Source organism: Ningiella algicola (assembly GCF_028401415.2).
GTDB lineage: Bacteria > Pseudomonadota > Gammaproteobacteria > Enterobacterales > Alteromonadaceae > Glaciecola.
Genome location: NZ_CP171821.2, coordinates 2,821,410 through 2,845,606, shown reverse-complemented (window position 1 = coordinate 2,845,606; position 24,197 = coordinate 2,821,410). Strand labels below are relative to the sequence as shown.

Genomic DNA, 24,197 nt, shown 5'->3' with positions numbered 1-24,197 from the left:
GTATTAAGCATTTTTCATCTAAATCATGCAAAAAGGTGTAGAATTATACTTCCATCCTTCTTATTAATTGACTGAGCTTTCTCAAAATCAAAGGCTCATGTGCCAAAACAAGAGTGAAGTATGCACACAACTATTAGCACCAACGTAAGCAAGTTTACGCGTTTTATGGCTTGCGCCACTTCCGCATTCTTATTCACAGCGCTTCTCGCCACGCTCTCTGCTTCTTTTAAGAGTTTTGCAGTAGACAGTGATCTTGACTATCTTCCAAGTGATCAAAACTATGACAGCAGCATTCCTACGCCTGAATCAGTCTTAGGCTATCCGGTAGGGACATGGCACGTTCGTCACGATCAGCTTGTGGCTTACATGCGCGCGCTTGATGAAGCGTCAGATCGTATTAGCCTTCAAGTTACCGGATACACTCACGAGCAAAGACCGCTTGTTTTGTTAACGATCACTGCGCCAGAGAATCAAAGCAATGTAGAGCAAATGCGGCAAGCTCATTTGGAGCGTCTTCGTTCCGGCGAGGCTGCATCTGCAGACGACCCATTGTTTATCTACATGGGCTACAGTGTACATGGTAACGAGCCTTCTGGCAGTAATGCATCGCTTTTGGTGGCTTATCATTTAGCCGCCTCTCAAAGCGAAGAAGTGACCAAGCTTTTATCTGAAAATGTGGTCTTACTTGACCCATCTCTCAATCCGGATGGCCTATCGCGCTTTGCACAATGGGCAAATATGCACAAAGGCTACAATTTGGTGTCAGACCCCATGCACCGAGAGCATAAAGAGCATTGGCCGTCTGGCAGAACCAATCACTACTGGTTTGATTTGAATCGTGACTGGTTACTGCTAACTCATCCTGAGTCAAAGGCGCGTATAAAGCAGTTTCATCAATGGCGCCCGCACATCTTGACTGACTTTCATGAAATGGGCACTAATAGCACCTTCTTTTTTCAACCTGGTGTGCCTTCACGCAAAAACCCATGGACTCCAGATAAAAACGTCACTTTAACCAATGCGTTAGCGAAGTTCCATGCCGCTGCGCTAGACAATAATAACGAGCTATATTTTACCGAAGAATCTTTTGACGATTTTTACTATGGTAAAGGCTCAACCTATCCAGATGCTCACGGCAGCATTGGTATTTTGTTTGAGCAAGCCAGTAGTCGCGGTCACGCGCAAGAGTCCATCAATGGTTTGGTCGAGTTTGGGCGTACTATTCAAAATCAATTTACGACTTCACTGTCGACCTTTGAAGGCGCGATGGCCACAAAATCCGCTATTGCTAATTACCAGCGTCAGTTTTTCAACGATACCCAGAAGCTCATTGATGACGATGATTTGCATGGTTTTGTTGTCAGCGCGAGTAAGGATACCCAGCGTTTCAGCCGTATGCTGAGTATTTTGAGTGCGCATCAAATCAATTACGAAGTGCTTGAAAAGGATTTTGACATTGACGATGTAAACTATGAAGCGGGACAAAGCATTTACATCCCGCTGGATCAGGCTCAGTACCGATTAATCCGCTCTTTATTTAGCGAGCGCACAAGCTTTGTTGATAATACCTTCTACGATGTATCGAACTGGAATATTGCGATGGCGTTTAATTTGCAATATGACGCGGTTGAACAATCTCAAAGGCGAAAGCTAGATACGGTACAACAAACCTGGCGCTCAAGTCAGAGCGCGCAAGGTCGATTGGAAAACAACGCCTACGCCTATGTGTTTGAATGGCATTCGTCAAACGCGCCCGCTATGTTGCAATCGCTTTTAGAGCAAGGTGTGCAGGCGCGAATAGCGGGCAAAGCGTTTACCAGTCGCACCGATACGCAAGATGCGATGAGCTTTGCACCGGGTAGCGTGATGATTGCTACTGCCTTAAAGCAGCCCGACGACCTATTCAACATATTGACAAAAGCGCAAAGCGAATTTGACATCAAAATACACAGTATTAATACCGGATTGACTTCTTCAGGCATTGATTTTGGTAGCCGCAGTTTCGTACCAGTTTATGAACCGAACGTCCTCATGGTTGGCGGTAAAGGCACATCCCAATATGAAGTGGGTGAAATATGGCACTACTTAGATACCCGAGTGGGTATTCCTGCGAGTCTGATAGATTTAAGCGATTTAGACAGTGTTGATTTATCTCGCTATTCGCATGTTGTGTTTGCTTCCGGTCAATATCGTTCGGTAGACAAAAAGACGGCTTCAAAAATTGAGGATTGGGTCAAATCGGGGGGAACCTTAGTAGGTCAAAGAACTGCGGTTGAATGGTTTGCGAAACAAGGCTGGATTGAAAATCAGCTATTGTCAGATGAAACGGTAGATAGCAGCTTCCCGCTTGACGATTTGCAATTTGCTGATAAACAGGCGCTGGCATCCAAAAAGCGCATTGCGGGTGCGGTGTTCATGGCTGATATCGATTTGACTCATCCGCTTTTCTTTGGCTATCAGCGTGAGCAATTACCGCTATTTAAAACCAACAACTTTGTGCTTAAAAGCAGCGATGACCCTTTCACGCAAGTGGCAAACTACGTTGAGAAACCACTCGCCGCCGGATATAGCTCGCCTGAAATGGCAGAGCTGGTGGCCAATACTGCAGCTGTTGTGGCCAATCCTGTTGGTCAAGGTGTCGTGATTGCCTTTGTAGATAACGTGCATTTTAGAGGTTATTGGGACGGTACCAATAAGCTTATGTCTAATGCGATTTACATGTCGCCATTGCTGTAAAATCACGCTTTAAGGCTTTTTTGATTGGGGTGATGGTGTAAGCGCCATCACCCAGACCGAAATTTTCATCTCAGGATACTGTTTCACAATAGTTTCGCAGGCACTGTTAATCGTTGCGCCGGTTGTCATCACATCGTCCACTAAGGCAATATGCGAGCAGTTAATGACTTGCGCCAAGCTGAACACCCCTTCAACATTTTGCAGCCGCTGCTCACGAGAGAGTTCACTTTGCGCACGTGTGTGAGTATGTTTAACCAGTGCATCGAGTATGGGAATGTCGGTCTCTGATGAAATTGCTTTTGCAAGCTCGCGAGCTTGATTATAGCCGCGTTTTGCATAGCGCCATTTAGAAAGGGGGATGGGTACAAGTGCATCGGGCAGTTCGCTTACTTGACGCAGCCGCTGGAGCACGTAGATTTCAAAAAAATGATGGAGCACCTGGCAAGCCAGCATTTGATTGGAAAATTTAAGCTTATTAATAAGTTGTTTTAACACGCCCTTATATTCTCCGATTGCGTGCAGCTCATGATAATAAGGCAATACCAAATGTTTACGAATAGTGGGTGTGTTAAGCAAGTCAGTGCCCAATGTCGTAAAATGCGGTAGCGCGATATCTTTATTACAGTATTCGCATACAATGGCGGCACTAGACTGCCGACAAATATAACAATGCTTATGAAACCTGAAAGCATCTGGTGACAACAAGCCAAAGTAGCTCTTGCAAACTTGTAGGGTTTGTAGCGCCGCAACTTTCGCTTGCCTCGCGATATCCATGACGAGATACTCAGCCTTTTACATTTCATGACTCTGTTTTACTAACAAGATTATATTGCTTAGTGCGTTACTAATCTCCTGTACTTTTAGTTGGAAAGTATTAGTTTGCCCAAACGCCGGAAAAGAATACGCGGGGCATGATTCACAAGCCAATAAGTAATCTAACAAAAAGAGTATTCACGATTTATGTACCGATCACAGCTTGATACACCTAAACAATCCCCCAAAGACTCTGCGCTCAACATCGTTCTTCTTCATGGATGGGGGACAAATAGCGGCATTTTTAAAGACTTTCTTATGCAGCTGAACACTATGCTAGCGCGAGGTTTTTCGAGTAGAGATACGCTTTCTTTTAGTGTTCAAGCGATTGATTTACCCGGTTATGGCGATGCTTTCAATAGCTCGTCTGCCTGCTCGAGTTTGTCCCAAATAGCTGTCGACACGGCGCAGCGCTTGCCAAAGCGATGTCTACTCATCGGTTGGTCTCTCGGCGGGCTTGTGGCGCAACAAATTGCCATTCACGGGTCAAACACACCCGCACATAAAAAAGCATGTGACTCAGATTTGTTAGGGGTTGTTACCATGTGCAGTTCTCCTAAATTCTTACAAGAAACTAGCAGCGGCTCAGATACACTATGGCCGGGGATTAAGCCAGACGTGCTTGAGGCATTTAATCAGCAGCTTACGCAAGATCACGAAAAGCTACTAAAACGCTTTATTGCCTTACAAAGCATGGGGCAAAGCAATGCAAAGGTGCATATTCAGCAGATGCTTCAGGCCATCAAAGATAGGCCAATTGCCAATAGCGATACCTTGGCCTTTGGGCTTCAGTTGCTTAAAAAGTCTGATTTACGAGCTGAGCTGTGGCAAGTCACTTGCCCCTTATTGCATCTATACGGACGCTTGGACTCCCTTGTGCCACATCAAGCTATTCCACTCATTGACGAATGCAGTAAGCATTCGAATTCTATCACTTACCCGAAAGCCTCTCATGCACCCTTTGTGAGTCATCCTCAAGCGGTGCTAGATGATATTTTTAACTTTATAAACACACTGGATGTTTAAACTAGCTGATACAAGTGATTATATGAATGAACTTAAGTGTAGTAATGTGATTACCAAGGGATTATGTCGGCCTTCGAAGCCGAAGTTGCGGGAAGGTCAATGATTGCTCAACCGAGTTTTTGTCATTTCACTAAGAGACTCAAGTAAAAGTGAGTGTCTTAGTAGCAATCGGCATTAAGACACTGCACTTCATTGTTTACCTTTTATAAAGTCGACGTCGTCTAATCAATACTAGAGCAAGTAGTCCTATCGAGACAAGAGGCTGAAGCGCTCCACCTCCAGAAGAACTCTCCGCAGGTGGTGGCGGTGGTGTCACTGGAGCTGGAGCACTCTCTGCTGCGTTAACGGTTACCGTCGCAACATTCGATGTTGCACCATCATTGTCTTTAACGGTATATGTGAAGGTATCATCTATGCTAACGTCACCCGTATGTGTATACGTCACCACGCCTTGCGAACTAATAACTAGGCTTCCAGCAGCGGGTTGACTGACAATCTCAATCGAATCCAACAATAAGCTTCCATCTTCGTCGCTATCATTCGACAAGGGTGAGATATCCACAGTACCTTTGATATCAACACGAATACTGTCATCCGAAGTGACTGGCGCTTGATTGTTTTGTAAAACTGTCACCGTAACGCTGTCTTGTGCTTTATAACCCTCATCGTCTTTTACCAAGATAGTTAATTCTAAACTGTCACTCTTGACTCTGTCGCCTAACTCAGGCGCGGTGAAATTAGCGCGAGAAGTATTTCCACCTTGGAATGCTACATCATCGCGCTCAGTAAGCCATTGGTAACTAACTATCGAGCCGGTGTCATCAAATGAATCTGAGCCATTTAGATTGACCACATCACCTTCTAGAACTTCAATATCTTCACCCGCATTTGCTTTTGGAACATTCGAATCTAAAGAGTTAAATGCTATTTCGCCTGTCAGTAAAGGCGCAGACAAAGATTCACAATGCTGTTCAAAGGTAGCTCTAAAAGATGTCACGGTATTTTCTTGCTGAACAATATCAAGTACATCGAATGCGCCGTAGTTTTTGTTACAACCTCGACCATTTCCAGAAATCGTTAAACCAGGAACGTCTGGTGCTTGGAAAGGAAAGCGGGTAGCGTTTTCATACACGCCATTCTCTAGCTCGGCGTCATCAGGAGCAGCAAAATCAGCTGACCAAAATTCGCTTCCATTTATTGATAAAGAAACGCCGTTATCGTAATTACGTGATGCGGAGATGGTGCTATTGTTTTCGTTATAAAACCAATTCATACCTGCACCAATATAGTCGCCTGATTCACTACTCATTGTGAAGAAAGTCATTGGATCGCTTTTGCTTTTTACGTCTAGAGTCATATCGCTAGTACTCTGTGCTCCCGTAGCGTCGGTCACAGTCAAACTGACAACAATTACTTCTCCACCTAAAGCGATGTCATCCGATATGCTTGCGTTAACAGTTTCGGTATCAGTGGCGTCGAATATAAATTCTGGACCTACTAATTTTTCCCATTGATAATTTGTAATATCGCTCACTGAAGAAAACGAGCTGCTAGCGTTAAGCTCGACGGTTTGCCCCTCTACGATTGACTGTGAGCCGACTCGAATAACAGCGATAGGTTGGGTATAAGGGACTTCAACATCTGAGTCAATCCTAATGCTTCCGGTCAATTTCGACGTATTAGAATCACAATATTGAACAAAGTCCATTGCCAGTTTTTGATTGTTACCTTCAAAATCTAATTCATAAATGTAAAACTCACCCGCAATTGTGTTACATCCACGACCTGAAGAACCGACATCCATCCCGGGATTCAGTGGCCCTCTAAATGGTGCTCTTTCCGCATCCAAGAAGACATTAGGTTCAAGGATCCTATTGTTGGGTGGGACAAATAGAAAATCAAAGCCACTATCATGCTGTATACTTATAACACTATCGCTAAGTGATACCGTGAAATCGCCCTCCAAGAAATGGGGTGTACCACCTCCAATCCAATCACCGGGATCGCTTTCGAGCGAAATGGAGGTGGCGGCGTGGGTCGTATTTAAGAGCGTGATTAAACAAACGAATATGAAAATGTTTCTCATCTAAATTCCTTTTAAAATGATGGTGTAGCGTCGGATATGCGATATTACAGTTTTTGACTGAGCCTTGCTAGTTTTTAGGGCTCATCATCCATGGGAAGATCTAGGCTTTCGCCATGACGACAGGAAAATGCCTTGCCCCGACCGACGATACGTCACTCTGACGAAGGTCAGGGTATCTTTATTACGAGTCCTGAGCTACAGGGAATGTGTTACAGATTTGCTCAATTGTCGCGAAAATCTTGGTTAAGGCGTGGTGCAAAACTGTTGTTTTGAAGGTCTACGTTATAAATCGAGCCTTTTTCTTTGTTTCATGGCACTGTCCTCTCGCAATAAGGGTAGTTTTGCATTCATCAATTAAACTCAAGAGACATATGCGACCGTCAGATTTGTTCAAAACTAAAAACCATATCTGTGTTAACACCAAGCGACTTTGGCATACTTTAGCACTACAGACGATGTCCGTTGCTAATTAAAGCGATAAAAATCCTAAAGATATAGAAAAGCCCGCCGATATTGACCGTATAGAAACGTTTTTAGTCTGACATAAATGAACAGTATTTCGCCAGAGGCTTTAGCCATTAATACGCTGCCAACAATCGTTAACGGATCGCGATCTTCTGCCCTGGAAAACGGTATCGCAGGCTTTGAGCGTGCCTCATCGCAAATGTCAGACGCGGCGTCATCCTTTGCCCATGGCTCAGCGCGAGATGTAAATTTCACTCAATCAGCCATAGATATGAAAAGCGCATCTCTGCAAGCACAAGCCTCCGCTGAAGTAATACGGCGCAGTGATGAAATGCTCGGCAGCATCATTGATGTATTTGCATAAGGTGCGCTTTGTATGAATATCGGTACGGCATCAAGCAACTTCAATTATCTAAACCTAAGTCAAGGTTCACCCGCGCAATCGACCTTATCTGCTCAAGTATCGACAGGCCAAGATACCGAACAAAGCAAGGCACTTGAGCTTAAGCAAGATAAAGAACAGCAAGAAAGTGATGACAAAAAGATTCAGGAGCTTAAAGATCGCGATCGTGAAGTACGCCTGCATGAACAAGCGCATGCTGCAGTAGGCGGGCAATATGCAGGCGCGCCAAGTTATGACTTTGAAACTGGACCAGACGGTAAACAATATGCCGTAGGCGGCGAAGTATCCATTGATGTCAGCGAAGCCAATAAGCCCGAAGATACCATTGATAAGATGCAAGTGGTGAGAGCCGCGGCTTTAGCCCCTGCCGAGCCGTCACCTCAAGACTTTAAAGTGGCAGCAGAAGCCCAACAAAAAGAACAAGCTGCAAGAGCGGAAGTGGCGAAGCAAGCGGTTGAAAAAGACACAAACGACCCTGGTACATCTTCTTCGCAAGCAACGTCCACCGCGAATTCAAGAGCTATAAACGCATACAACTCGCATACTGAATTCAATCCATCGGAGGCTTCAGGAAGCAATTACAATGCTTTCGCGTGATGCTACTTTTTCGCTTTCGCAAACGCCTCTGCAAAAGCATTTCCCATGGCTGCATTAGCGCTGCCAGCATTGGCTTTGCTTCTTAAATCACGCTTATGTCCTTGGGGCGACTTGTCACTGCGTTTGGAATGAGGCTTTCTATTTTCACTGCCCTTATTTGCGCCTGATGACTGAATCGCGATCTCGTCATCCAAACGCATACTCAAGCTAATACGCTTGCGCTTGGCATCCACTTCCATTACTTTAACTTTGACCACTTCACCGGTTTTAACTGCGTCGCGGGGGTCTTTGATGAACTTGTTCGTAATGGCAGAAATATGCACCAAGCCATCTTGGTGTACGCCAATATCCACGAATGCGCCGAAATTGGCAACGTTGCTTACTACACCTTCCAAAATCATGCCCGGTTCCAAGTCGGTGATTTCAGAAACGCCTTCTTTAAAGCTGGCGGTTTTAAACTCAGGGCGCGGGTCTCGTCCGGGTTTCTCTAGCTCCCTGACAATGTCGCTGATGGTAGGTAAACCAAATTCTGGGGTAACAAATTCTTGTGGCTTGAGCGTTCTTAGCACGTCTTGTTTGCCAATCATGTCATTTACTGCAATGCCAGACTTTTGCACAATGGTTTCGACCACTTTGTAGGCTTCAGGGTGAACAGCACTGGCGTCAAGTGGGTTATCGCCATTCATCACGCGTAAAAAACCAGCGGCTTGCTCGTATGCTTTTGGCCCTAAGCGTTCAACGTCTAATAAGTTTTTGCGACTGTTAAAACGCCCGTGTTTATCACGAAACAGCACAATATTGCTTGCCAGCGTTTTATTTAATCCTGACACATTCGCCAATAGCGCGGGCGAGGCGGTGTTTAGGTCAACCCCCACCGCATTTACACAGTCTTTGATCACGTTATCCAGCGATTGCGCAAGATGGCTCTGATTCACATCATGTTGATACTGCCCTACACCAATTGCTTTTGGTTCAATTTTTACCAGTTCTGCCAAAGGGTCTTGCAAACGCCTTGCAATAGATACCGCTCCACGCAAAGACACATCTAAATCAGGCAATTCCGATGAGGCTAGCTCTGAGGCGGAATACACAGATGCGCCTGCTTCGCTGATCATGATTTTTTGAAGTCCTAAATCAGGCTCTGCCTTCATCATTTGTGCAACCAGCTTGTCGGTTTCACGCGAGCCGGTGCCATTGCCTATGCTGATCAAATCTACTTTATGCTGCTTGCACAGCATCGCGAGGGTGCGCTGGGATTTGTCCCACTGATTTTGCGGGGCGTGGGGGAAAATAGTCGTGGTGGCAATTACTTTGCCGGTAGCATCTACGATCGCAACTTTTACGCCTGTACGTATGCCTGGATCCAATCCCATGGTGACTTTAGGGCCCGCAGGCGCCGCCATGAGTAAGTCTTTTAAGTTATTTGCAAAAACGTGAATGGCTTCTTTTTCTGCTTTTTCTCGTAGCGCACTGAACAGTTCTGTTTCCAGGTGAAGACTCAGTTTAATTTTCCATGTCCATTGCACGACGGTGCTTAACCATTTGTTTCGAGTTGATGTGCTGTCATGCCCCATATCTAAGCTGAGCGTTTTGATGATGATATCTTCGTAAGCTTGCGTCTTTTGCAGGCCTTCTTTTTCAGGCTCTCCGTCAATATTGACTGAAAGAACACCTTCATTTCTTCCTCTAAATACGGCGAGCGCGCGATGTGAAGGAATGGACAGATATTTCTCGCTATAGGAAAAATAATCAGAAAACTTCTCGCCTTTCTCTTTCATACCGTCGATTAACGCACTGGTGAGATGCGCATGCTTCGTCAATCGGTTACGTAAAGCGCCCAGAACATCGGCGTTTTCGGCAAAGCGCTCCATTAAAATAAATTTGGCGCCATCCAGTGCGGCTTTACTGTCTTCAATCCCCGCCTCTTGGTTAATGTATGTTTCTGCGAGGGATTCGGCGTCAGTATTTGGGGTCTCTAGCAGATGCTCAGCGAGAGCTTCTAAACCTGCCTCGATAGCAATTTGTCCTTTGGTTCTGCGCTTTGGTTTATATGGCAAATACAAATCTTCTAAAATCGTTTTGCTACTCGCTTGTTCGATTTTAGTTCGCAGTGCAGCGTCTAGCTTTCCTTGCTCGCTAATGGACTTAAGAATGACATTGCGGCGCTCTTCCAACTCACGCAAATATCCCAAACGCTGCTCTAGGTTTCGCAATTGAGCGTCATCAAGGCCACCCGTTGCCTCCTTTCGATAGCGGGCAATGAAGGGAACGGTCGCGCCTTCATCCAGCATGGAAACGGCAGCATCAATTTGTGAAACGTTAGCGCCAATTTCCTTGGCAATGAGTTGGTTTATCATTGTTCGGTGAGTTCTCTACTAGTTATGTTGTGCGCGCAATATGCCGCAATAATGAAGGTAAGCCTTGATGAGGATTATAACCGTCTCGGCTTATAAAAACGACTTACTTATCGTAGTGAATCGATTCAATGGTCCAATAGAATTTTCCAGACTCGGTGCGCACTTCAATTTCATCGCCCACTTCTTTTTTTACCAGTGCGCGCGCCATGGGTGAATCAATGGATATGGCATCTTTTCTGCCAAAAATTTCATCATAGCCCACAATTTGAAATTGCTTGATGTCGCCGTCGTCATTTTCAATTTTCACGTGCGCACCAAAAAAGACTCTGCCCTCTTGGTCTTTGTGGTAGTGCACAACCTTTAAGCGCTCAAGAGTCTTATTAAGGTATCGCACGCGCCGGTCAATTTCACGCAAACGTTTTTTGTTGTATTGATAATCCGCATTTTCGCTGCGGTCGCCTAAACTGGCCGCCCAAGTCACTTTTTTGGTGATTTCTGGCCGCTCTTCCCGCCACAAAAAATCAAGCTCTTGTTTCAGTTTCGCATATCCAATTGGAGTAATTAGGGGTGTACGCATATTTTTGTTTAAAAAATGAACAATATTTAAGAATAAATGTCTATTTAGAGGTAGACGATGGATGCATATATAGTATCATGGAGTGAGTGGGGGTATACCATGAATATGACCAATAACGACTCCAATAATAACAGGCCTTCTTTGTATGGCATGTCTATCAAGTTTATTGCCATTAATTTAATCATTGTAAGCGTATTAACTTTTGCTCTCACAGGTATCGCCGTAATTACCAATAATTACGATAAATGGTTCCCGCTCGCGATAGTTATCAGCGTTGTGTTTTTCTTCATCGGGCGTTGGCTTCTGAAGACGCCCAGTACACGAGCTCAATAATAGTGTCTTAACAGTATTCAAAAAAAGCGGCTTAATTAGGCCGCTTTCTTGTTTTTGCAAGCTTGCGTTTTATTCTTCAGGCGCTTCTGGTGTTTGCACTGAAAGCAATTCTACATCAAATATCAACGTTGAGTTTGCAGGAATGCTGCCCGTTGCTCGTGCACCATAAGCTAAATCTGATGGGATGTGGAAGCGATATTTTGCGCCCTCTTGCATTAACTGCAAACCCTCAGTCCAACCGGAAATCACACGATTCAATGGGAAAGAGGCAGGTTCACCGCGACCGTATGACGAATCAAATTCGGTACCATCAATCAAAGTACCTTGATAATGCACGGTTACAGTATCGCTTGCGACCGGGCTTGCACCTTCACCTGCGCTAAGCACTTCATACTGTAAACCAGATTCAGTTACCGTAACTTCCTCGCGTTGAGCGTTTTCTGCAAGATAAGCTTTGCCGGCTTCAATGTTGGCAGCAGCGGTTTGCTCCGCTTCTGCCTGAAGCGCTTCTCTAAAAGCAGCTTCAGCCGCAGTATTGAGTGTTTGGATCTCTTCGTCGCTTAGCTGCGAATTACCGTTCAATGCTGCTTCAAATCCAGCTACAAGTGCTGCTCTATCGACCTCCATCCCCAGACTTTCTTGTTTTTCAAAGGTGTCTGCAGAAAATCGGCCCATGTTTGCGCCAAGCGCATATGATTGCTTTTGTGTGTCTGTTTCGAGTGCCATTACAACATCGGCTTGTTCCTCATTCTTCCCAGTTTCACAGGCACTGATAAAAAAAGTGGTGGCTATTGCCGCGGCTATGTAAGCCTTTTTCATAGTTATCTCCAGTTGAAGGTTGGATTGTCATCGCTTCGATAGGATATACTCAAGCATTAAAAGTTCACTTCAATCGAGAGTAAGATGCTTATCTGCAATATGCATCATCCAGTCAAATACAAATTTACTCTAGCGGGTGCATTCGTTGGTATATCGCTTATCTTAGTGGGGTGCAGTGTACCAGACTCAAGCCCCGCAAGCCGAATAAACTTATCCGAATCTGGCGTATATGCAGCTGACATAAGTGCGAACGGTCAGTTTTCGGTGGTATCTCAGGTGAGTGGTGCGATAAGCGTATATTCACATGGTGAAAATAGAGAGCTTTATCGCTGGCAACATCAAGGCGACGGCATGAATCTGGTAGATAATGTCCGTTTTTCACCAGACGATGCATTTGTAGTGTCTTCTGATAGCGAAGCTTTCGCTTTGTGGAGTATGGAAACTGGAGACCCGTTAGGCTTTTGGCGCATTGATCAGTCGACTATACAAGATGTTGCGATAAGCAACCGTGCTAAAGGTGTTTTAGTGGCAAGAGCAAGTGGCATGGTGATGTTCTTTGAACCTGGGACAGAGCGAAGAATCGAGTTTTTAGGGCACGGCGAAAACAAGGTGAATTCTGTCGATTTATCCGCTAACGGAAAATACGCGTTAAGCGGTGGTAATGATTACCGTGCTTACTTATGGAGTACTGACACCGGTCAGGTCATTCATGTGTTTCAGCATCCTAACCGAGTGACGCAAGTCAAACTCGATCAACAGGCCAGATACGCATTTACCGCTGATGGCCAAAACGATGCCCAAATTTGGGATGTGCAGAGTGGGCAGGCAATCAGTCAACTCGATTTTATAGAACGTCAAATTATATTTACCGCCGCAGACTTTTCTCAAGATGGTAAGTACTTGCTAACAGGCTCGCCAGCAAAAAGGTTGATGCTTTGGAATGTAGCAGACGGAGAGGAGCTTCAGCAATGGCGGGTAGCGTCAAGTGAGGGCCCTGCGCCACAATCTGCAGTCGTGTACGCAGTGGGGTTTGATCAAAGAGGCGATAAGCTATTTCCCGCTTCCATTGCCAGTAGCGGTAATTTCGCGCGTTGGAATTTAAAACAATAACGGACACCATACATGTCAGACATTGCACACTTGCAAAGTGAAATTGAAGGGCTTCAAGTCAAAGTGGCTTATCAGGAAGACACAATAGAGCAGCTCAATGAGATTGTTACCCAGCAACAAAGCCAAATCCAAAGGTTAGAAAAGCTATGTGAACGTATGGTTGAAAAGCTAAAGAGCATGCCCACAGAAGATGAGCAAGTAAACGATGGGATTGAATTGCCACCGCACTATTGACCATCTCTCACTCGGATGGTTAATCCACTGAAGCTGATATTGCTTCATTTTAGCGCGCTACGGTTTCCTGATTATCTCTAAATCCCAAGGGTTGATAAGCTCTATCCCGCAACAAGTAAAATCTGCAGTATTTCTCGTGGCAACAGCGAATGAGCGACTTTGCGCCGTTGCCGCTATCATCATGTCTACAGGGTCGACATGATATCCAGCCTGTTCACGCTTAGTCGATAGGGCGGCATAATTCCTTGCGCTTTGTTGGTCGAACGATAGCACTCTTGATGAAAATGCATGCGTAACAAACCCGATAAAACTAAGCTTCAATGCTTCTTTTCGTTTTCCGTTTGGTAAACGATCCAATCCACGCTGTATTTCTGCAATATTTATCCACGTTGTATACAAGTGTTGAATGCTTTGTTTTTTTAGCCAACGCGAGACCGTGGCATCGGGGAAGGGGCGCATTAGCTCTCAGATGATGTTAGTGTCTAATACAATCATTTATCAAAATTGGGCACTTCTCGCCTTGAGCCGCGAGGTGGTAAATCCAAGTTTTCAACCTGGGCATTGCTAAAATATTCTGCTGCAATTTCGGTGATCTGCATTTCTTGCTTAGCACCTTGTTGCGAGACTTTATTTAATATGTTGCGAAGATATTGTTCGAGAGAAACGCCAGCATATGCCGCCTGAATCCGCAGCGCTTCTTTGGTCTCGTCTGGAAGATTTCTAATTGTCACCACCGCCATTGATTTCCCCCAAGCTTTAATACTTGCTAAGATTGTAGTCATCGATAGCAATGCAGTCAATGATGCGTCTTAGAGTTAACAGCTTAGGAAGGTCGCCCTACGTTGACGGTTTAGTGTTTCCAAATCTGTCGGGGAAGCTTGGAAGGCGGCAGTTCGCAAGACCATGGATGAGGTCAATTAGGGTTTAAACACCCCAATCACACCCGCATCGTTTTTGCTCGCTTGCGCCACTTCAGTATTCGCTTGACTCTCAGCGTAGTCACATTTGACACACGCAATCTTCTCGACATTGTTTTCAAAGTAGAGCATCAGTGTGTCAAGGGCTTTGCAGCTTGGACAGGTCGCTCCAGCAATGAAGCGTTTTTTAACTTTTTTATCTTTCATGTGTGCTTATACCGCGATTGCGCACTTAATGATCAAGGCTGATGAATTTGCTATGCTTGCGCGCACACAATCTACTGCTCGAAAATCGCTGAAAACAAATGGTTAGTATCCCATGCTAAAGCTTCAAGGACTCTCTTTGTATAGAGGTATCAAGCCACTGATAAAACAAGTGGATTTGGACATTTTCCCCGGTCATAAAGTCGCTATTATCGGGCGCAATGGTTGCGGAAAGTCCAGTTTGTTCTCGATGCTCTTGGGGGAGCTGTCGCCTGATGAGGGCACGTTCTTCTATCCAAAAGACTGGCAAGTGATTGCTGTTGCTCAAAGCGTAGTGGATAAGGGAGAAAGCGCGCTTGAATACGTCATTGCAGGCGATACGAAACTCGTAGCACTTAGAGCAGAGCAACAAGCGATAGAGGCGGGGGGCGATGGCAATAAAATTGGCCTAATACACGAAAAGCTCGCTCAAGCGGGTGCTTACGATATTGAGGCGCGTGCGGCCATCATACTATCTGGCTTAGGTTTTACAAAAGCGCAACTGAGTAACGCATTAAGTGAGTTTTCAGGCGGCTGGCAAATGCGTTTAAATTTAGCTAGAGCACTGTTATGTCCTTCCGATATGCTGTTGCTAGATGAGCCCACAAACCACCTTGATTTGGACGCGGTGCTATGGCTTGAGTCTTGGTTAGCCACTTATAAAGGCACATTGCTGCTGATTTCTCACGACAAAGTCTTTATTGATAATTGCGCTAATCATATTGTGAGTTTTGAAAATCAGACGCTAGTCCCTTACACCGGTGGCTACTCTGCGTACGAAAAACAAAAAGCGCTGAGAATAAAACTCGCCGCTAGCGAGTTTGAGAAGCAGCAAAAGAAGCGCGAGCACTTAATGTCATTTATTACGCGTTTCAAAGCGAAAGCCAGTAAAGCAAAACAAGCACAAAGTCGCGTTAAACAACTGGAAAAAATGCAAGAAGTGCTTCCTGTGTTTCAATCCAGCGGTTTCTCTTTTTCTTTTGAACCGCCCGCCAAACTACCCAATCCCCTTATAAAGATGGAAGACGTGCAGGTCGGATATTCACAAACGCCCATCTTGAAGAAAGTCCACTTAAATCTTGTGCCTGGCAGCCGCATTGGTTTACTGGGCAAAAACGGCGCAGGTAAGTCGACCTTGATTAAACTCTTGAGCAGTGAGCTTGCGCCTATGTCCGGCGAGTATCTTAGCTCTGCAGGCTTGCACCTTGGATATTTTGCACAACATCAAGTCGATGCGCTCGATATGCAATCTAGTTGCTTTGCGCATATTCAGCGTTTGGACACAAAAATGACCGAGCAAGAGGTGCGCGACTACCTTGGCGGCTTTGGCTTTCACGGTGACGATGCCTTAGCACAAGTTGCGCCCATGTCAGGAGGTGAAAAGGCACGTCTGGTGCTGGCCATGTTGGTGATGCAAAAACCAAACTTGTTATTATTGGATGAACCGACCAACCATTTAGATATAGAGATGCGCCAAGCGCTAAATTTTGCCCTGCAAAGTTTTGAAGGGGCAATAGTACTGGTGTCGCACGACCGCTATCTATTAGCGTCGGTTTGCGATGATTTTTATTTGGTGGACGCAGGTCAGGTGAGCGCATTTGCTGGCGACTTGGATGATTACAGAAACTGGATGCTGAACGCCACTAGAGGCGAACTTAAACGTGAAGGTGACGCTGAATCAAGTTTATCTAGGGAATCGAATGCTCAAAAGCCGCCTGATAGAAAAGAGCGAAAGCGATTAGAGGCACAGTTTAGACAAGAAACAAAACCTTTAAGAGATAGCGTTGCAAAGCAAGAAAAGCGGATGGAGCAGCTACATCAAAAAAAAGCCATCATTGAGAGTGAAATGAGTGACACCAGTCTGTATGAGGCAAAAAATAAGGCGAAGTTAACACAGTTGCTTGCAGAGCAGGCTGAAATTGTCTCTGAGCTTGAGGAAGCGGAAATGATTTGGCTGGAAGCTCACGAAATGCTTGAGAAGGCACAATTAGATAAAGTCGCTTTAGAACAAGTGCACGAGAGTAGGCCCTAGTTATGTCGCGTTTTCTCATTCAGAAAGAAGCGCTATGGGAGTACTCTCTAGACGCATACTCAAATCAGGCAATAAAAGAGGCGTGCTTAGAACTTCAAGATAGCATGATGATCAATGTCAACCTTGTGTTGTGCATGATGTATGTATGCAGTCATCGCTACATGTTCGATTTTGATGATCTTGAAAAAATAGAGCTGGCCATTGCGGAATCGGACAAAGCATTAATTCGCCATCGAGCGAAGCGACGCGGTCTAAAGTTGATGGACAAAGCCTTGTATGAAGAAGCCTTAAAAGACGAACTCATCCTAGAAAAGTCTCAGCATCAAGAAATTGTGAACGCTGCCAACGCACTTTTTTTTAGGCACATGACCCATAACAGTCAATTAAGCGATCAGTTAAGCGGCTTATGTTTGATGCGCATTAATGCGCTTAATCGAACGCGGCAGAAAAGGCTTGCTTTGAAACAAATACCTGAAGCGAGCTTGATGGCTTGCACCACCATCGGTGCATTTTTGGAAAGTGCATTTTGAACAAGGGGAGCTTGGAAAATATCATGGATGAAACGCGCTTTGGTTCAATAAGTGAAGCAGGCTTTCGCCCACCCGTTTGGGCAAGCAATGCTCATTTGCAAACCTTGTATCCAAAATTTGTACTCAATGCGCCTAAAATCGTGATGCGCTATGAACGAATTAACACTGATGATGGGGACTTTTTAGACCTAGCCATGCACATTATCGATGATGCACAAATCCAGCACGCTGACGAAAGCCGCGCACTAAAGCCCATTGCGTTGTTATTTCACGGTTTGGAAGGGTCTAAAGACAGCCACTATATTCAGCATCTTATGTATGAGTTAGCCGCGAATAAAATATCCTGTATTGTGATGCATTTTCGCGGTTGCAGTGGGCAGGTTAATCGTAGGCCAAGAGCGTATCACTCAGGCGAAACAGGTGATGCCTTACTGACGCTTAAATGGATAAAACGCATATACCCCCAATCTACGGTGGTGTGTGCAGGCTTCTCTCTTGGTGGCAATATGTTGCTTAAATTATTAGCCGATAATCCTGAAGCGGATATACATGCTGCGGTAAGTGTATGCGCGCCAATCCAGCTTGCCGCTTCATCTCAAGCAATTAATCGAGGCTTTGCAAAACGCTATCAGGCGCACTTACTAAAAAGTATGAAGGCAAATTTATTGCAAAAAATGCACATGATGGACATGCGTGAACACGTCAATCTTAACGCACAACAGATTACCGCGCTGGATAGCTTTTATGATTTCGATGAGCATGTGACTGCGCCCTTGCATGGTTTTAAAGATGCCGATGATTACTATGCTAAATGCTCTGCATTACCTTTACTTCGGAATATTCAAACTCCTACCCTAATGATACACGCGGCAGACGATCCCTTCATGGACAGGCGCGTCATTCCCAAAGAGAATGATTTATCGCCCCAAATTGCCTATGAGCTTAGCGAAACAGGCGGCCATGTTGGGTTTATGCAATCAAAAAAAGATGCACACTATCAAAGCCCGTTTTTACCCTCTCTATATTTGCCCGCGCGAATACATTCATTTTTCCAAACGCAGTTATTCAAGGACAAAGCGTGATTATTGATCATAAAGAACTCGCCCCAGACACCCTCATAAATCTCATTGAAGCTTTTGTGTTACGAGAGGGTACTGAATATGGTGAGCAGGATTACTCGTTGGAAGAAAAGGTTGCTCAGGTAAAACATCAGCTAGAGGAAGGTAGCGCGGTGATTGAATTTTCGGAAGAGCATGAGACCGTGAACATTATTTCTAAGAGTTAATTACGAGTCTACGTTGAATGCGAGGTGATATAGCGAGCGTCGTATCGCTCGCTATGTTATTTATTCGGCTATTTGCATTCTAGGGTTGGAAATTGATAAACATCAGTGAATTGTCAGAATCATTAGTTGGTTGGAATGCATTCGTAGTGATAAATCAAATAGTGCTTTTGAGACAAATCAGTAGCTTAGTTTATCGTTTCCGAATGTCTGTTCCTTGTTTTTTGCTGGCCGATAATGCCAGATGCTGAGTGGAGGCAATGCACGATTAACACTCGCATCAACATAAGACAACATTTGTATGGTTTGTTGTTTCTGACGTATACTGCGCCAAAAATGGCTATTAGGGTAAGTTATGAGACTTTCGATAGATATTTCGCCCGAACAACACCAGTTTTTAAAGGCTGCAGCCGCAATCCACGGCAAGACTATTAAAGATTACGTTTTAGATAGTGCGCTCCCTACTGAGCAAGAGCAAAAGGCTTTTAAACAACTGGAGAGCTTATTACTGGAAAGAAAAAATAAAGCATTGACTGGAGAGCTATCCTCGAAATCAGTTGATGAGATATTTGATGAAGAGTTGGGCTTATAAACGCGAATGACGGAAATCGCACTTTCAAAAGGAGCTGAATCTGACTTACGCAACATTATTCGCTTTACTAAAAAGGCATGGGGTGAACGTCAAGTCGTAAAGTATCGAAAGCTAATAAATTCAACTCTTGCTTCTATTGCAAACAAAGATTTACAAGATAAACTTTTTTCGCGTAATTTAACTTGTGCTGTTTTTTTACCCAATCCAACCTACTTTTTGCACAAAAGGCGGATGTTTCAACGATACTCGAAACAACTTGTTCCAACTCTAGAATGCAAATAGCCATTCATTCAATCAGCCTATCATCAATAAGCGCCAAAAGAGTGTTGAAATGTTAAGTGTTATCGAACACTACATAAAACGAAAAGGGCACACTTTTCGAGATGTTTTCCAGCATCGCCACTTCACGAAGCATTTCGATACCCGCATCAAGATTGTAGTCGGATGCGTTAATTAATGTGGGTTTGGTGGTGACGGCTGAGAGTTTGCCATCTGCCAATGCTGTCACCACAATATCGAAGGTAATGGGCTTGCTTACGCCACTGATAGTTAAATCGCCGGTTACAGTTGCAGCTCGGCTTTTGCCATCTGTAAGCGCTAACAGACTATCATCAAGCTGTGCGCTGAAGCTTGCTTTTGTGTAGTCAGTCACATTAAACAGCATGTTTTGCATGCGTTCATTTCTAATGGGTATCAAGGTGTTGACTGATGTGAGGTCAACATCGAGAGTTAGCTTGCCAGAATCGTCAATCGCGCCTACAAAAGTATCAAAAGTGTGGCTTTCGGTCACATTGACATTTTTGGTGGATAAAAAGTTAACTGAACTCATTTCTTGGTTTAATACATGATCTGCAAAAGCAGAGGATGAGAGCAGCACGCCAGTCAGTAGCGCACTCTTTACTAACTGCATAATTCGAAATGGTATTTTCATTATTAAACTCCAAACGGAAAGGCCCGTTGAAACGGCCTTTATTCATATGACTAATATCTAAACAGGATGGGTTTTTATACTAAATTCTGTTTGTATTGGATTCTACTTATCTAGCGTTCGCATCATTTATATTGAATCACGCTGCGCCAATCCACTCGTTGGTCACCTAAGACAACGAAATCAGGATTGGTCACTTCTTTACGCTTGTTGTAGCTAAGTTCATCAAACGTCGCGGCTTTTATCTGACCGCCAGCTTCATTAATGATGCATTGGGAAGCCCCCGTATCCCATTCACCCGTTACGCCAAGGCGCATAAAGACATCGGCTTTGCCTTCGGCAATAAAGCAGGCCTTAAGTGAGCAACTGCCGGTGGGTAGGGTTTGGTATTTGCGCTTGTCGCTCAAACGCTCCAGCACGCGTTCCCGAGACTGTCGTCGCGAAATTGCAATCATGACCACGTCTTCACTTGGCACAGAAAACGCTCGCACGCTAATGGGTTTGGTTTCTACTTCACAGCGTTTGTAGGCGCCATGACCTTGGCTGGCAAAATAAAGCGACTCGCCGCAGGGCCAATAAATCACGCCAATGACGGGTTTGTGATTTTCAATCAAGGCAATGTTAATTGTAAAATCACCGCTTCGAGCAACAAACTCTTGAGTGCCATCAATAGGATCGATTAACCAATAACGCGTCCACGATTGACGCTGATCTAAGTCTGGAATTTCGGTCTCTTCCGACATGATGGGAATGTTGGGGGTTAAGCGTGACAGTGCTTCGGTGATAATTTCATTAGCGCGATAGTCTGCGCTGGTAACCGGCGACTCATCTTCCTTTTCGTAGGTTTCAAAGTCACCTTTATCATAAATATCGAGTACTTCGACACCGGCCTTTACCGCTACATCCTTTGCGATTTCAAGCAACTCTTCTACGGATTTAGACATCATATGCTAGCTCTCCTTTGCAGCTATCCAACGTTGTAACAATAACAGTGCCGCGACGCTTCTGGCCTCAGCGAAATCCTCTCTTGCGAGCAGTTCATCAACATGCGAGATGGGCCAAGGCACCACTTCAAGGGGCTCAGGCTCGTCACCTTCAAGTGTGCTGGGGCTTAAACCGCATGCTACCAGTATATCCATACTCGCATTAAAAAAGGTGGGTGCCATCATCACGCTTTGGAGCGGCTCAATGTTTTGAGCGATATACCCCACCTCTTCTTGAAGCTCGCGATTAGCTGCTTGTTCAGGCGTTTCGCCCGGGTCAATTAATCCTTTGGGAAATCCAAGCTGGTAAGAATGCGTTCCGGCCGCATATTCTCGAATTAAAAGCATGGTTTTATCATCAATTAAAGGCACAATCATAACTGCCCCCCGACCGGTACCGCCCATTCTTTCAAATTCGCGCGTCGCGCCATTGCTAAATTCCAAGTCTACTTGTTCTACTTTGAAGAAACGACTTTTGGCAACGGTTTGAGTTTTGTGGATGGTCGGCAAGACTTTGTCAGGATTAATTTTACTCATTCAAGCAACACAAGATACACTAAGTGAAAATCAGCCTTAACATTAGCATAAGGAAGCTCGATTGACACTCTTGCCCTGGCATAAGATTCAAACCGTTTTATTGGATATGGACGGCACCTTGCTTGACCTGCATTTTGATACTCAATTTTGGCGCGAGCATATTCCGCGCAAATTGTCTGAGAAAAGCGGAAAGTCCCTCGAAGCGTGTCGCCAAGACATGAAAAGTGCTTACGAAGAGGTGTATGGCCAGATTCAGTGGTACTGTTTGGATTATTGGGCTCAGCGTCTCGATTTAGATATTATGTCGGCCAAACGAGAGCTTACTCATTTGATTCAAATCAGAGAAGACTGTATGCCTTTCTTAGATGCTTTAAAGCAAAGCCAGAGAGAAGTGGTATTAGTGACTAACGCACACCCCGACAGCCTCTCGCTGAAACTCGAAAAAACGCAGCTGGATGCGCATATCGATACCTTAATTTCCACTCATCAATTCGGTGTCACAAAAGAATCGCAGTCTTTGTGGCAACAGTTACATGCGCACCTTGATTTTGACCCGGCGCATACATTGTTTGTGGACGACAGTCAGCGTATTTTAGACGCCGCAAAAGCGTTTGGCATTGCCTATACGCTTGGCATTACGAATCCAGACAGCAAAGAGCCTGAAAATGTGATTACCGGTCACCCAAGCACAAATAATTATCACGATATCATCTGCTCGATCATTGAGGATAATTTTATGGGGCACGAGAAAACATCATCACCAAATGAAGGTAAAGCATGAAAATAGTCGTCGCATCCAAAAACCCCGTGAAAATAAATGCAGCGCAGTCGGCTTTTTCAGAAGTATTCGCGCAAAACGAGACAGATATTATTCCAATTAGCGTCGCTTCAAATGTGCCAGACCAGCCAATGACCTATGATGAAACAAGGGAGGGTGCGTTTAACCGTGTACAAAATGCTATTGAACTGTATGGCTCACAATTTGAAGGAGACTATTATATCGCCTATGAGGGTGGTGTTGAGGTATTTGAAGATGGCCCTAAAACCTTTGCCATTGTATGCATTAGCGACGGTGAACAATGTATATATGGGCAAACTGCCACTTTGTCTTTACCGCTGCAGATATATCAAGCTCTGTTAGAGGGGCAAGAGCTCGGGGATGCCATGGATGCCTTATTTAATACGCACAATATTAAACAAAAAGGCGGTGCAATTGGACAGTTGACGTCTGGGCTTGAAACAAGAATGAGTATTTACAAAAGCGCGACAATTCTCGCGTTGAGCGTATTTGCAAAACCAGCGCTTTTTATAAGTCGATAAGATAAAACCCTTGTTCGTTTTGCTCGAAAGGGAAAAACTGCACGGCTTGCTGAATTACCTCAGGCAGATTCGCGTCTGGCTTAAACTGTCCTGAGGCTTCATATCGCCCTTGTGGGTCGATAAGAATACTCGCACTTAAATTAAGTCGATTGCCGGGCGCAACATCTACAATCAAGCTCCCTTCTCTACAGGCCAAATTGGCCTCGAAGCTACCTAAGTTTACCGGCTCAGCTGGGGTATCCACCACTGCATTAAGCCATGCGCCTTCTCCGCTAAGCTCTGTGCAGCCAGGCTCCATACTTAGGGTTTCGATATCCACCCTAAATCGTCCATTTGCTGTGACTGCAACAGGCAGCGGGACTTGGGATAAGACGGTCTTCGCAGGGACAAGAATTTGCGTATTTTGAAGTGAAAAGTTTTCAGGTGAGAACAAGCTTAAACGAGCATCGGCATTCACATATATTTGCTCTGCGTTTCTTATCGCGCCGCCGGTGAGTTCAATATCCGCTCGCGCAATCAGTAAAGCCAGGGGGCTAAGAGACCATTCTACGTTATTAACCCGAAAACCAGATGCCTCAATGGCCATCGCATTGCCATTGAACAGAGTACCAGATGCCCCCAAAATGCTGACTTCGCCTTGGCTTTTGGTATTAACGAAATTGCTAACATAAACCGCTGGCGTATTTGCAAACACAAATAGTGCGTAAGCGATTAGCGCCAATATGATCCAAAGCCAAGTAGGCAGCTTCATGTGTGTTTTTACCCTTTTTTGATATTTGCTGATTTACTGCTTAGCTAGGCGCAAGCGTCGCACCTGCACCAGACCGTCTTCATCGGTTTCGCTAAAGTCAGATTGAACAATGCTTACACCGCGTTTTTCTAAATCTTCCAACCATGACATTAATGCGTTAAATGAGACGGAGTCTATCCAGACGTTGAGTTCTTCGTCTTGAGGTTGCAAGCGTGAAACTGAAATATTCGCAGCGCGAGTGGTTTGGTTGACCAATTGTGTGAGTGAGCCATTGAAACGATTGTTTTGCGCGCTGCCCTTGAGTAACTGCACACGAGCAGATTGTTCGTTAACCCAAGTAAGCAACTGTTGTTCGTTTTTCAGCGCAGCGCGCTGCTTCTCTATGCCAGTATTTAGTGGTGACCAAATAGCAAAATAGAAGATCACGACCGCGCTCACACCGCCAGCTGCAAGCACCAGAATGCGCTCGCGATCGGTTAACTGAGAAAACCACTGTTTAAGTGCTTGCATACTTATATCATCCTCA

At 44.9% G+C, this 24,197-nt stretch carries 27 protein-coding genes; 14 read left to right on the top strand and 13 right to left on the bottom strand.

The window, feature by feature from the left end:
• Positions 1-120: 120 nt before the first annotated feature.
• The gene (locus PN836_RS12335) at positions 121-2,736 is read left to right on the top strand and encodes a M14 family metallopeptidase (RefSeq protein ID WP_395338727.1); all 2,616 of its coding nucleotides are present in this window, start codon (positions 121-123) and stop codon (positions 2,734-2,736) included.
• A 9-nt stretch (positions 2,737-2,745) separates the two neighbouring features.
• Here the strand turns inward: PN836_RS12335 and PN836_RS12330 are convergent, their stop codons facing one another.
• A complete protein-coding gene (locus PN836_RS12330; protein ID WP_395338726.1) occupies positions 2,746-3,510 on the bottom strand; it encodes a ComF family protein in 765 nt (254 codons plus the stop codon).
• Positions 3,511-3,696: 186 nt separating this feature from the next.
• Between PN836_RS12330 and PN836_RS12325 the strand changes: the two genes are divergently transcribed.
• The gene (locus PN836_RS12325; protein WP_395338725.1) at positions 3,697-4,575 is read left to right on the top strand and encodes an alpha/beta fold hydrolase; all 879 of its coding nucleotides are present in this window, start codon (positions 3,697-3,699) and stop codon (positions 4,573-4,575) included.
• A gap of 196 nt (positions 4,576-4,771) precedes the next feature.
• Here PN836_RS12325 and PN836_RS12320 read toward each other — a convergent pair whose 3' ends face one another.
• Positions 4,772-6,661 (bottom strand): PKD domain-containing protein, encoded by a 1,890-nt coding sequence (locus PN836_RS12320; RefSeq protein WP_395338723.1) that lies wholly within the window; start codon positions 6,659-6,661, stop codon positions 4,772-4,774.
• A 547-nt stretch (positions 6,662-7,208) separates the two neighbouring features.
• Between PN836_RS12320 and PN836_RS12315 the strand changes: the two genes are divergently transcribed.
• On the top strand, positions 7,209-7,490 hold the full coding sequence (locus PN836_RS12315) for a hypothetical protein (RefSeq protein WP_395338722.1): 282 nt from the start codon (positions 7,209-7,211) through the stop codon (positions 7,488-7,490).
• A 12-nt stretch (positions 7,491-7,502) separates the two neighbouring features.
• Positions 7,503-8,126, top strand: a complete 624-nt coding sequence (locus PN836_RS12310) for a putative metalloprotease CJM1_0395 family protein (RefSeq protein WP_395338720.1) — start codon at positions 7,503-7,505, stop codon at positions 8,124-8,126.
• A gap of 2 nt (positions 8,127-8,128) precedes the next feature.
• Here PN836_RS12310 and PN836_RS12305 read toward each other — a convergent pair whose 3' ends face one another.
• Positions 8,129-10,483 (bottom strand): Tex family protein, encoded by a 2,355-nt coding sequence (locus tag PN836_RS12305; protein WP_395338718.1) that lies wholly within the window; start codon positions 10,481-10,483, stop codon positions 8,129-8,131.
• 103 nt (positions 10,484-10,586) lie between these two features.
• Complete coding sequence (gene greB / locus PN836_RS12300) at positions 10,587-11,060, bottom strand: transcription elongation factor GreB (RefSeq protein WP_395338716.1); 474 nt, start codon at positions 11,058-11,060, stop codon at positions 10,587-10,589.
• Positions 11,061-11,117: 57 nt separating this feature from the next.
• Here greB and PN836_RS12295 point away from each other — a divergent pair, with 57 nt between their 5' ends.
• Complete coding sequence (locus PN836_RS12295) at positions 11,118-11,393, top strand: hypothetical protein (RefSeq protein ID WP_395338714.1); 276 nt, start codon at positions 11,118-11,120, stop codon at positions 11,391-11,393.
• Between the two features lie 69 nt (positions 11,394-11,462).
• Here the strand turns inward: PN836_RS12295 and fkpA are convergent, their stop codons facing one another.
• Positions 11,463-12,212: an FKBP-type peptidyl-prolyl cis-trans isomerase gene (fkpA, locus tag PN836_RS12290; RefSeq protein ID WP_395338712.1), complete on the bottom strand. Its 750-nt coding sequence runs from the start codon at positions 12,210-12,212 to the stop codon at positions 11,463-11,465.
• Positions 12,213-12,377: 165 nt separating this feature from the next.
• Between fkpA and PN836_RS12285 the strand changes: the two genes are divergently transcribed.
• The gene (locus tag PN836_RS12285; RefSeq protein WP_395345631.1) at positions 12,378-13,322 is read left to right on the top strand and encodes a WD40 repeat domain-containing protein; all 945 of its coding nucleotides are present in this window, start codon (positions 12,378-12,380) and stop codon (positions 13,320-13,322) included.
• 12 nt (positions 13,323-13,334) lie between these two features.
• Entirely contained in the window at positions 13,335-13,556 is a 222-nt protein-coding gene (locus PN836_RS12280; RefSeq protein ID WP_395338710.1) for a SlyX family protein, read from the top strand.
• Positions 13,557-13,613: 57 nt separating this feature from the next.
• Here the strand turns inward: PN836_RS12280 and PN836_RS12275 are convergent, their stop codons facing one another.
• The 3 genes from PN836_RS12275 to PN836_RS12265 all read right to left on the bottom strand — a co-directional run bounded on the left by PN836_RS12275 (position 13,614) and on the right by PN836_RS12265 (position 14,680).
• The gene (locus PN836_RS12275) at positions 13,614-14,015 is read right to left on the bottom strand and encodes a type II toxin-antitoxin system VapC family toxin (protein ID WP_395338708.1); all 402 of its coding nucleotides are present in this window, start codon (positions 14,013-14,015) and stop codon (positions 13,614-13,616) included.
• Positions 14,016-14,047: 32 nt separating this feature from the next.
• On the bottom strand, positions 14,048-14,338 hold the full coding sequence (locus PN836_RS12270; protein WP_395338706.1) for a FitA-like ribbon-helix-helix domain-containing protein: 291 nt from the start codon (positions 14,336-14,338) through the stop codon (positions 14,048-14,050).
• 135 nt (positions 14,339-14,473) lie between these two features.
• The gene (locus tag PN836_RS12265; protein ID WP_395338704.1) at positions 14,474-14,680 is read right to left on the bottom strand and encodes a YheV family putative zinc ribbon protein; all 207 of its coding nucleotides are present in this window, start codon (positions 14,678-14,680) and stop codon (positions 14,474-14,476) included.
• 112 nt (positions 14,681-14,792) lie between these two features.
• Between PN836_RS12265 and PN836_RS12260 the strand changes: the two genes are divergently transcribed.
• From PN836_RS12260 to PN836_RS12240, 5 genes are all read left to right on the top strand, one after another.
• Entirely contained in the window at positions 14,793-16,748 is a 1,956-nt protein-coding gene (locus tag PN836_RS12260; protein WP_395338702.1) for an ATP-binding cassette domain-containing protein, read from the top strand.
• Positions 16,749-16,750: 2 nt separating this feature from the next.
• Complete coding sequence (locus tag PN836_RS12255) at positions 16,751-17,278, top strand: TIGR02444 family protein (protein ID WP_395338700.1); 528 nt, start codon at positions 16,751-16,753, stop codon at positions 17,276-17,278.
• 23 nt (positions 17,279-17,301) lie between these two features.
• Positions 17,302-18,360: a hydrolase gene (locus PN836_RS12250; protein WP_395338698.1), complete on the top strand. Its 1,059-nt coding sequence runs from the start codon at positions 17,302-17,304 to the stop codon at positions 18,358-18,360.
• Positions 18,357-18,563 carry a YheU family protein gene (locus PN836_RS12245; protein ID WP_395338696.1) on the top strand — a complete coding sequence of 69 codons (207 nt, stop codon included), beginning with the start codon at positions 18,357-18,359 and terminating at the stop codon, positions 18,561-18,563. Before PN836_RS12250 ends, PN836_RS12245 begins: the two co-directional genes overlap by 4 nt.
• 352 nt (positions 18,564-18,915) lie before the next feature.
• Entirely contained in the window at positions 18,916-19,152 is a 237-nt protein-coding gene (locus PN836_RS12240; protein WP_395338694.1) for a DUF1778 domain-containing protein, read from the top strand.
• A gap of 334 nt (positions 19,153-19,486) precedes the next feature.
• Here PN836_RS12240 and PN836_RS12235 read toward each other — a convergent pair whose 3' ends face one another.
• From PN836_RS12235 to nudE, 3 genes are all read right to left on the bottom strand, one after another.
• Positions 19,487-20,083, bottom strand: a complete 597-nt coding sequence (locus PN836_RS12235) for a YceI family protein (protein ID WP_395338692.1) — start codon at positions 20,081-20,083, stop codon at positions 19,487-19,489.
• 122 nt (positions 20,084-20,205) lie between these two features.
• Complete coding sequence (gene cysQ / locus PN836_RS12230; RefSeq protein WP_395338690.1) at positions 20,206-21,027, bottom strand: 3'(2'),5'-bisphosphate nucleotidase CysQ; 822 nt, start codon at positions 21,025-21,027, stop codon at positions 20,206-20,208.
• Positions 21,028-21,030: 3 nt separating this feature from the next.
• Positions 21,031-21,600 (bottom strand): ADP compounds hydrolase NudE, encoded by a 570-nt coding sequence (gene nudE, locus PN836_RS12225; protein ID WP_395338689.1) that lies wholly within the window; start codon positions 21,598-21,600, stop codon positions 21,031-21,033.
• A 61-nt stretch (positions 21,601-21,661) separates the two neighbouring features.
• On the opposite strand from nudE, the gene yrfG reads away from it, so the two are divergent.
• Together yrfG and yjjX are read left to right on the top strand one after the other, a co-directional pair.
• Complete coding sequence (gene yrfG, locus PN836_RS12220; RefSeq protein ID WP_395338688.1) at positions 21,662-22,381, top strand: GMP/IMP nucleotidase; 720 nt, start codon at positions 21,662-21,664, stop codon at positions 22,379-22,381.
• Positions 22,378-22,920, top strand: a complete 543-nt coding sequence (yjjX, locus tag PN836_RS12215) for an inosine/xanthosine triphosphatase (RefSeq protein WP_395338686.1) — start codon at positions 22,378-22,380, stop codon at positions 22,918-22,920. Before yrfG ends, yjjX begins: the two co-directional genes overlap by 4 nt.
• On the opposite strand, the gene PN836_RS12210 is transcribed toward yjjX, so the two are convergent.
• Together PN836_RS12210 and gspM are read right to left on the bottom strand one after the other, a co-directional pair.
• Positions 22,907-23,671: a type II secretion system protein N gene (locus tag PN836_RS12210; RefSeq protein WP_395338685.1), complete on the bottom strand. Its 765-nt coding sequence runs from the start codon at positions 23,669-23,671 to the stop codon at positions 22,907-22,909. The two genes, yjjX and PN836_RS12210, sit on opposite strands and share 14 nt — an antisense overlap.
• Before the next feature lie 33 nt (positions 23,672-23,704).
• Positions 23,705-24,181, bottom strand: coding sequence for a type II secretion system protein GspM (gene gspM / locus PN836_RS12205; RefSeq protein WP_395338684.1), 477 nt, complete (start codon positions 24,179-24,181; stop codon positions 23,705-23,707).
• Between the last annotated feature and the right edge of the window lie 16 nt (positions 24,182-24,197).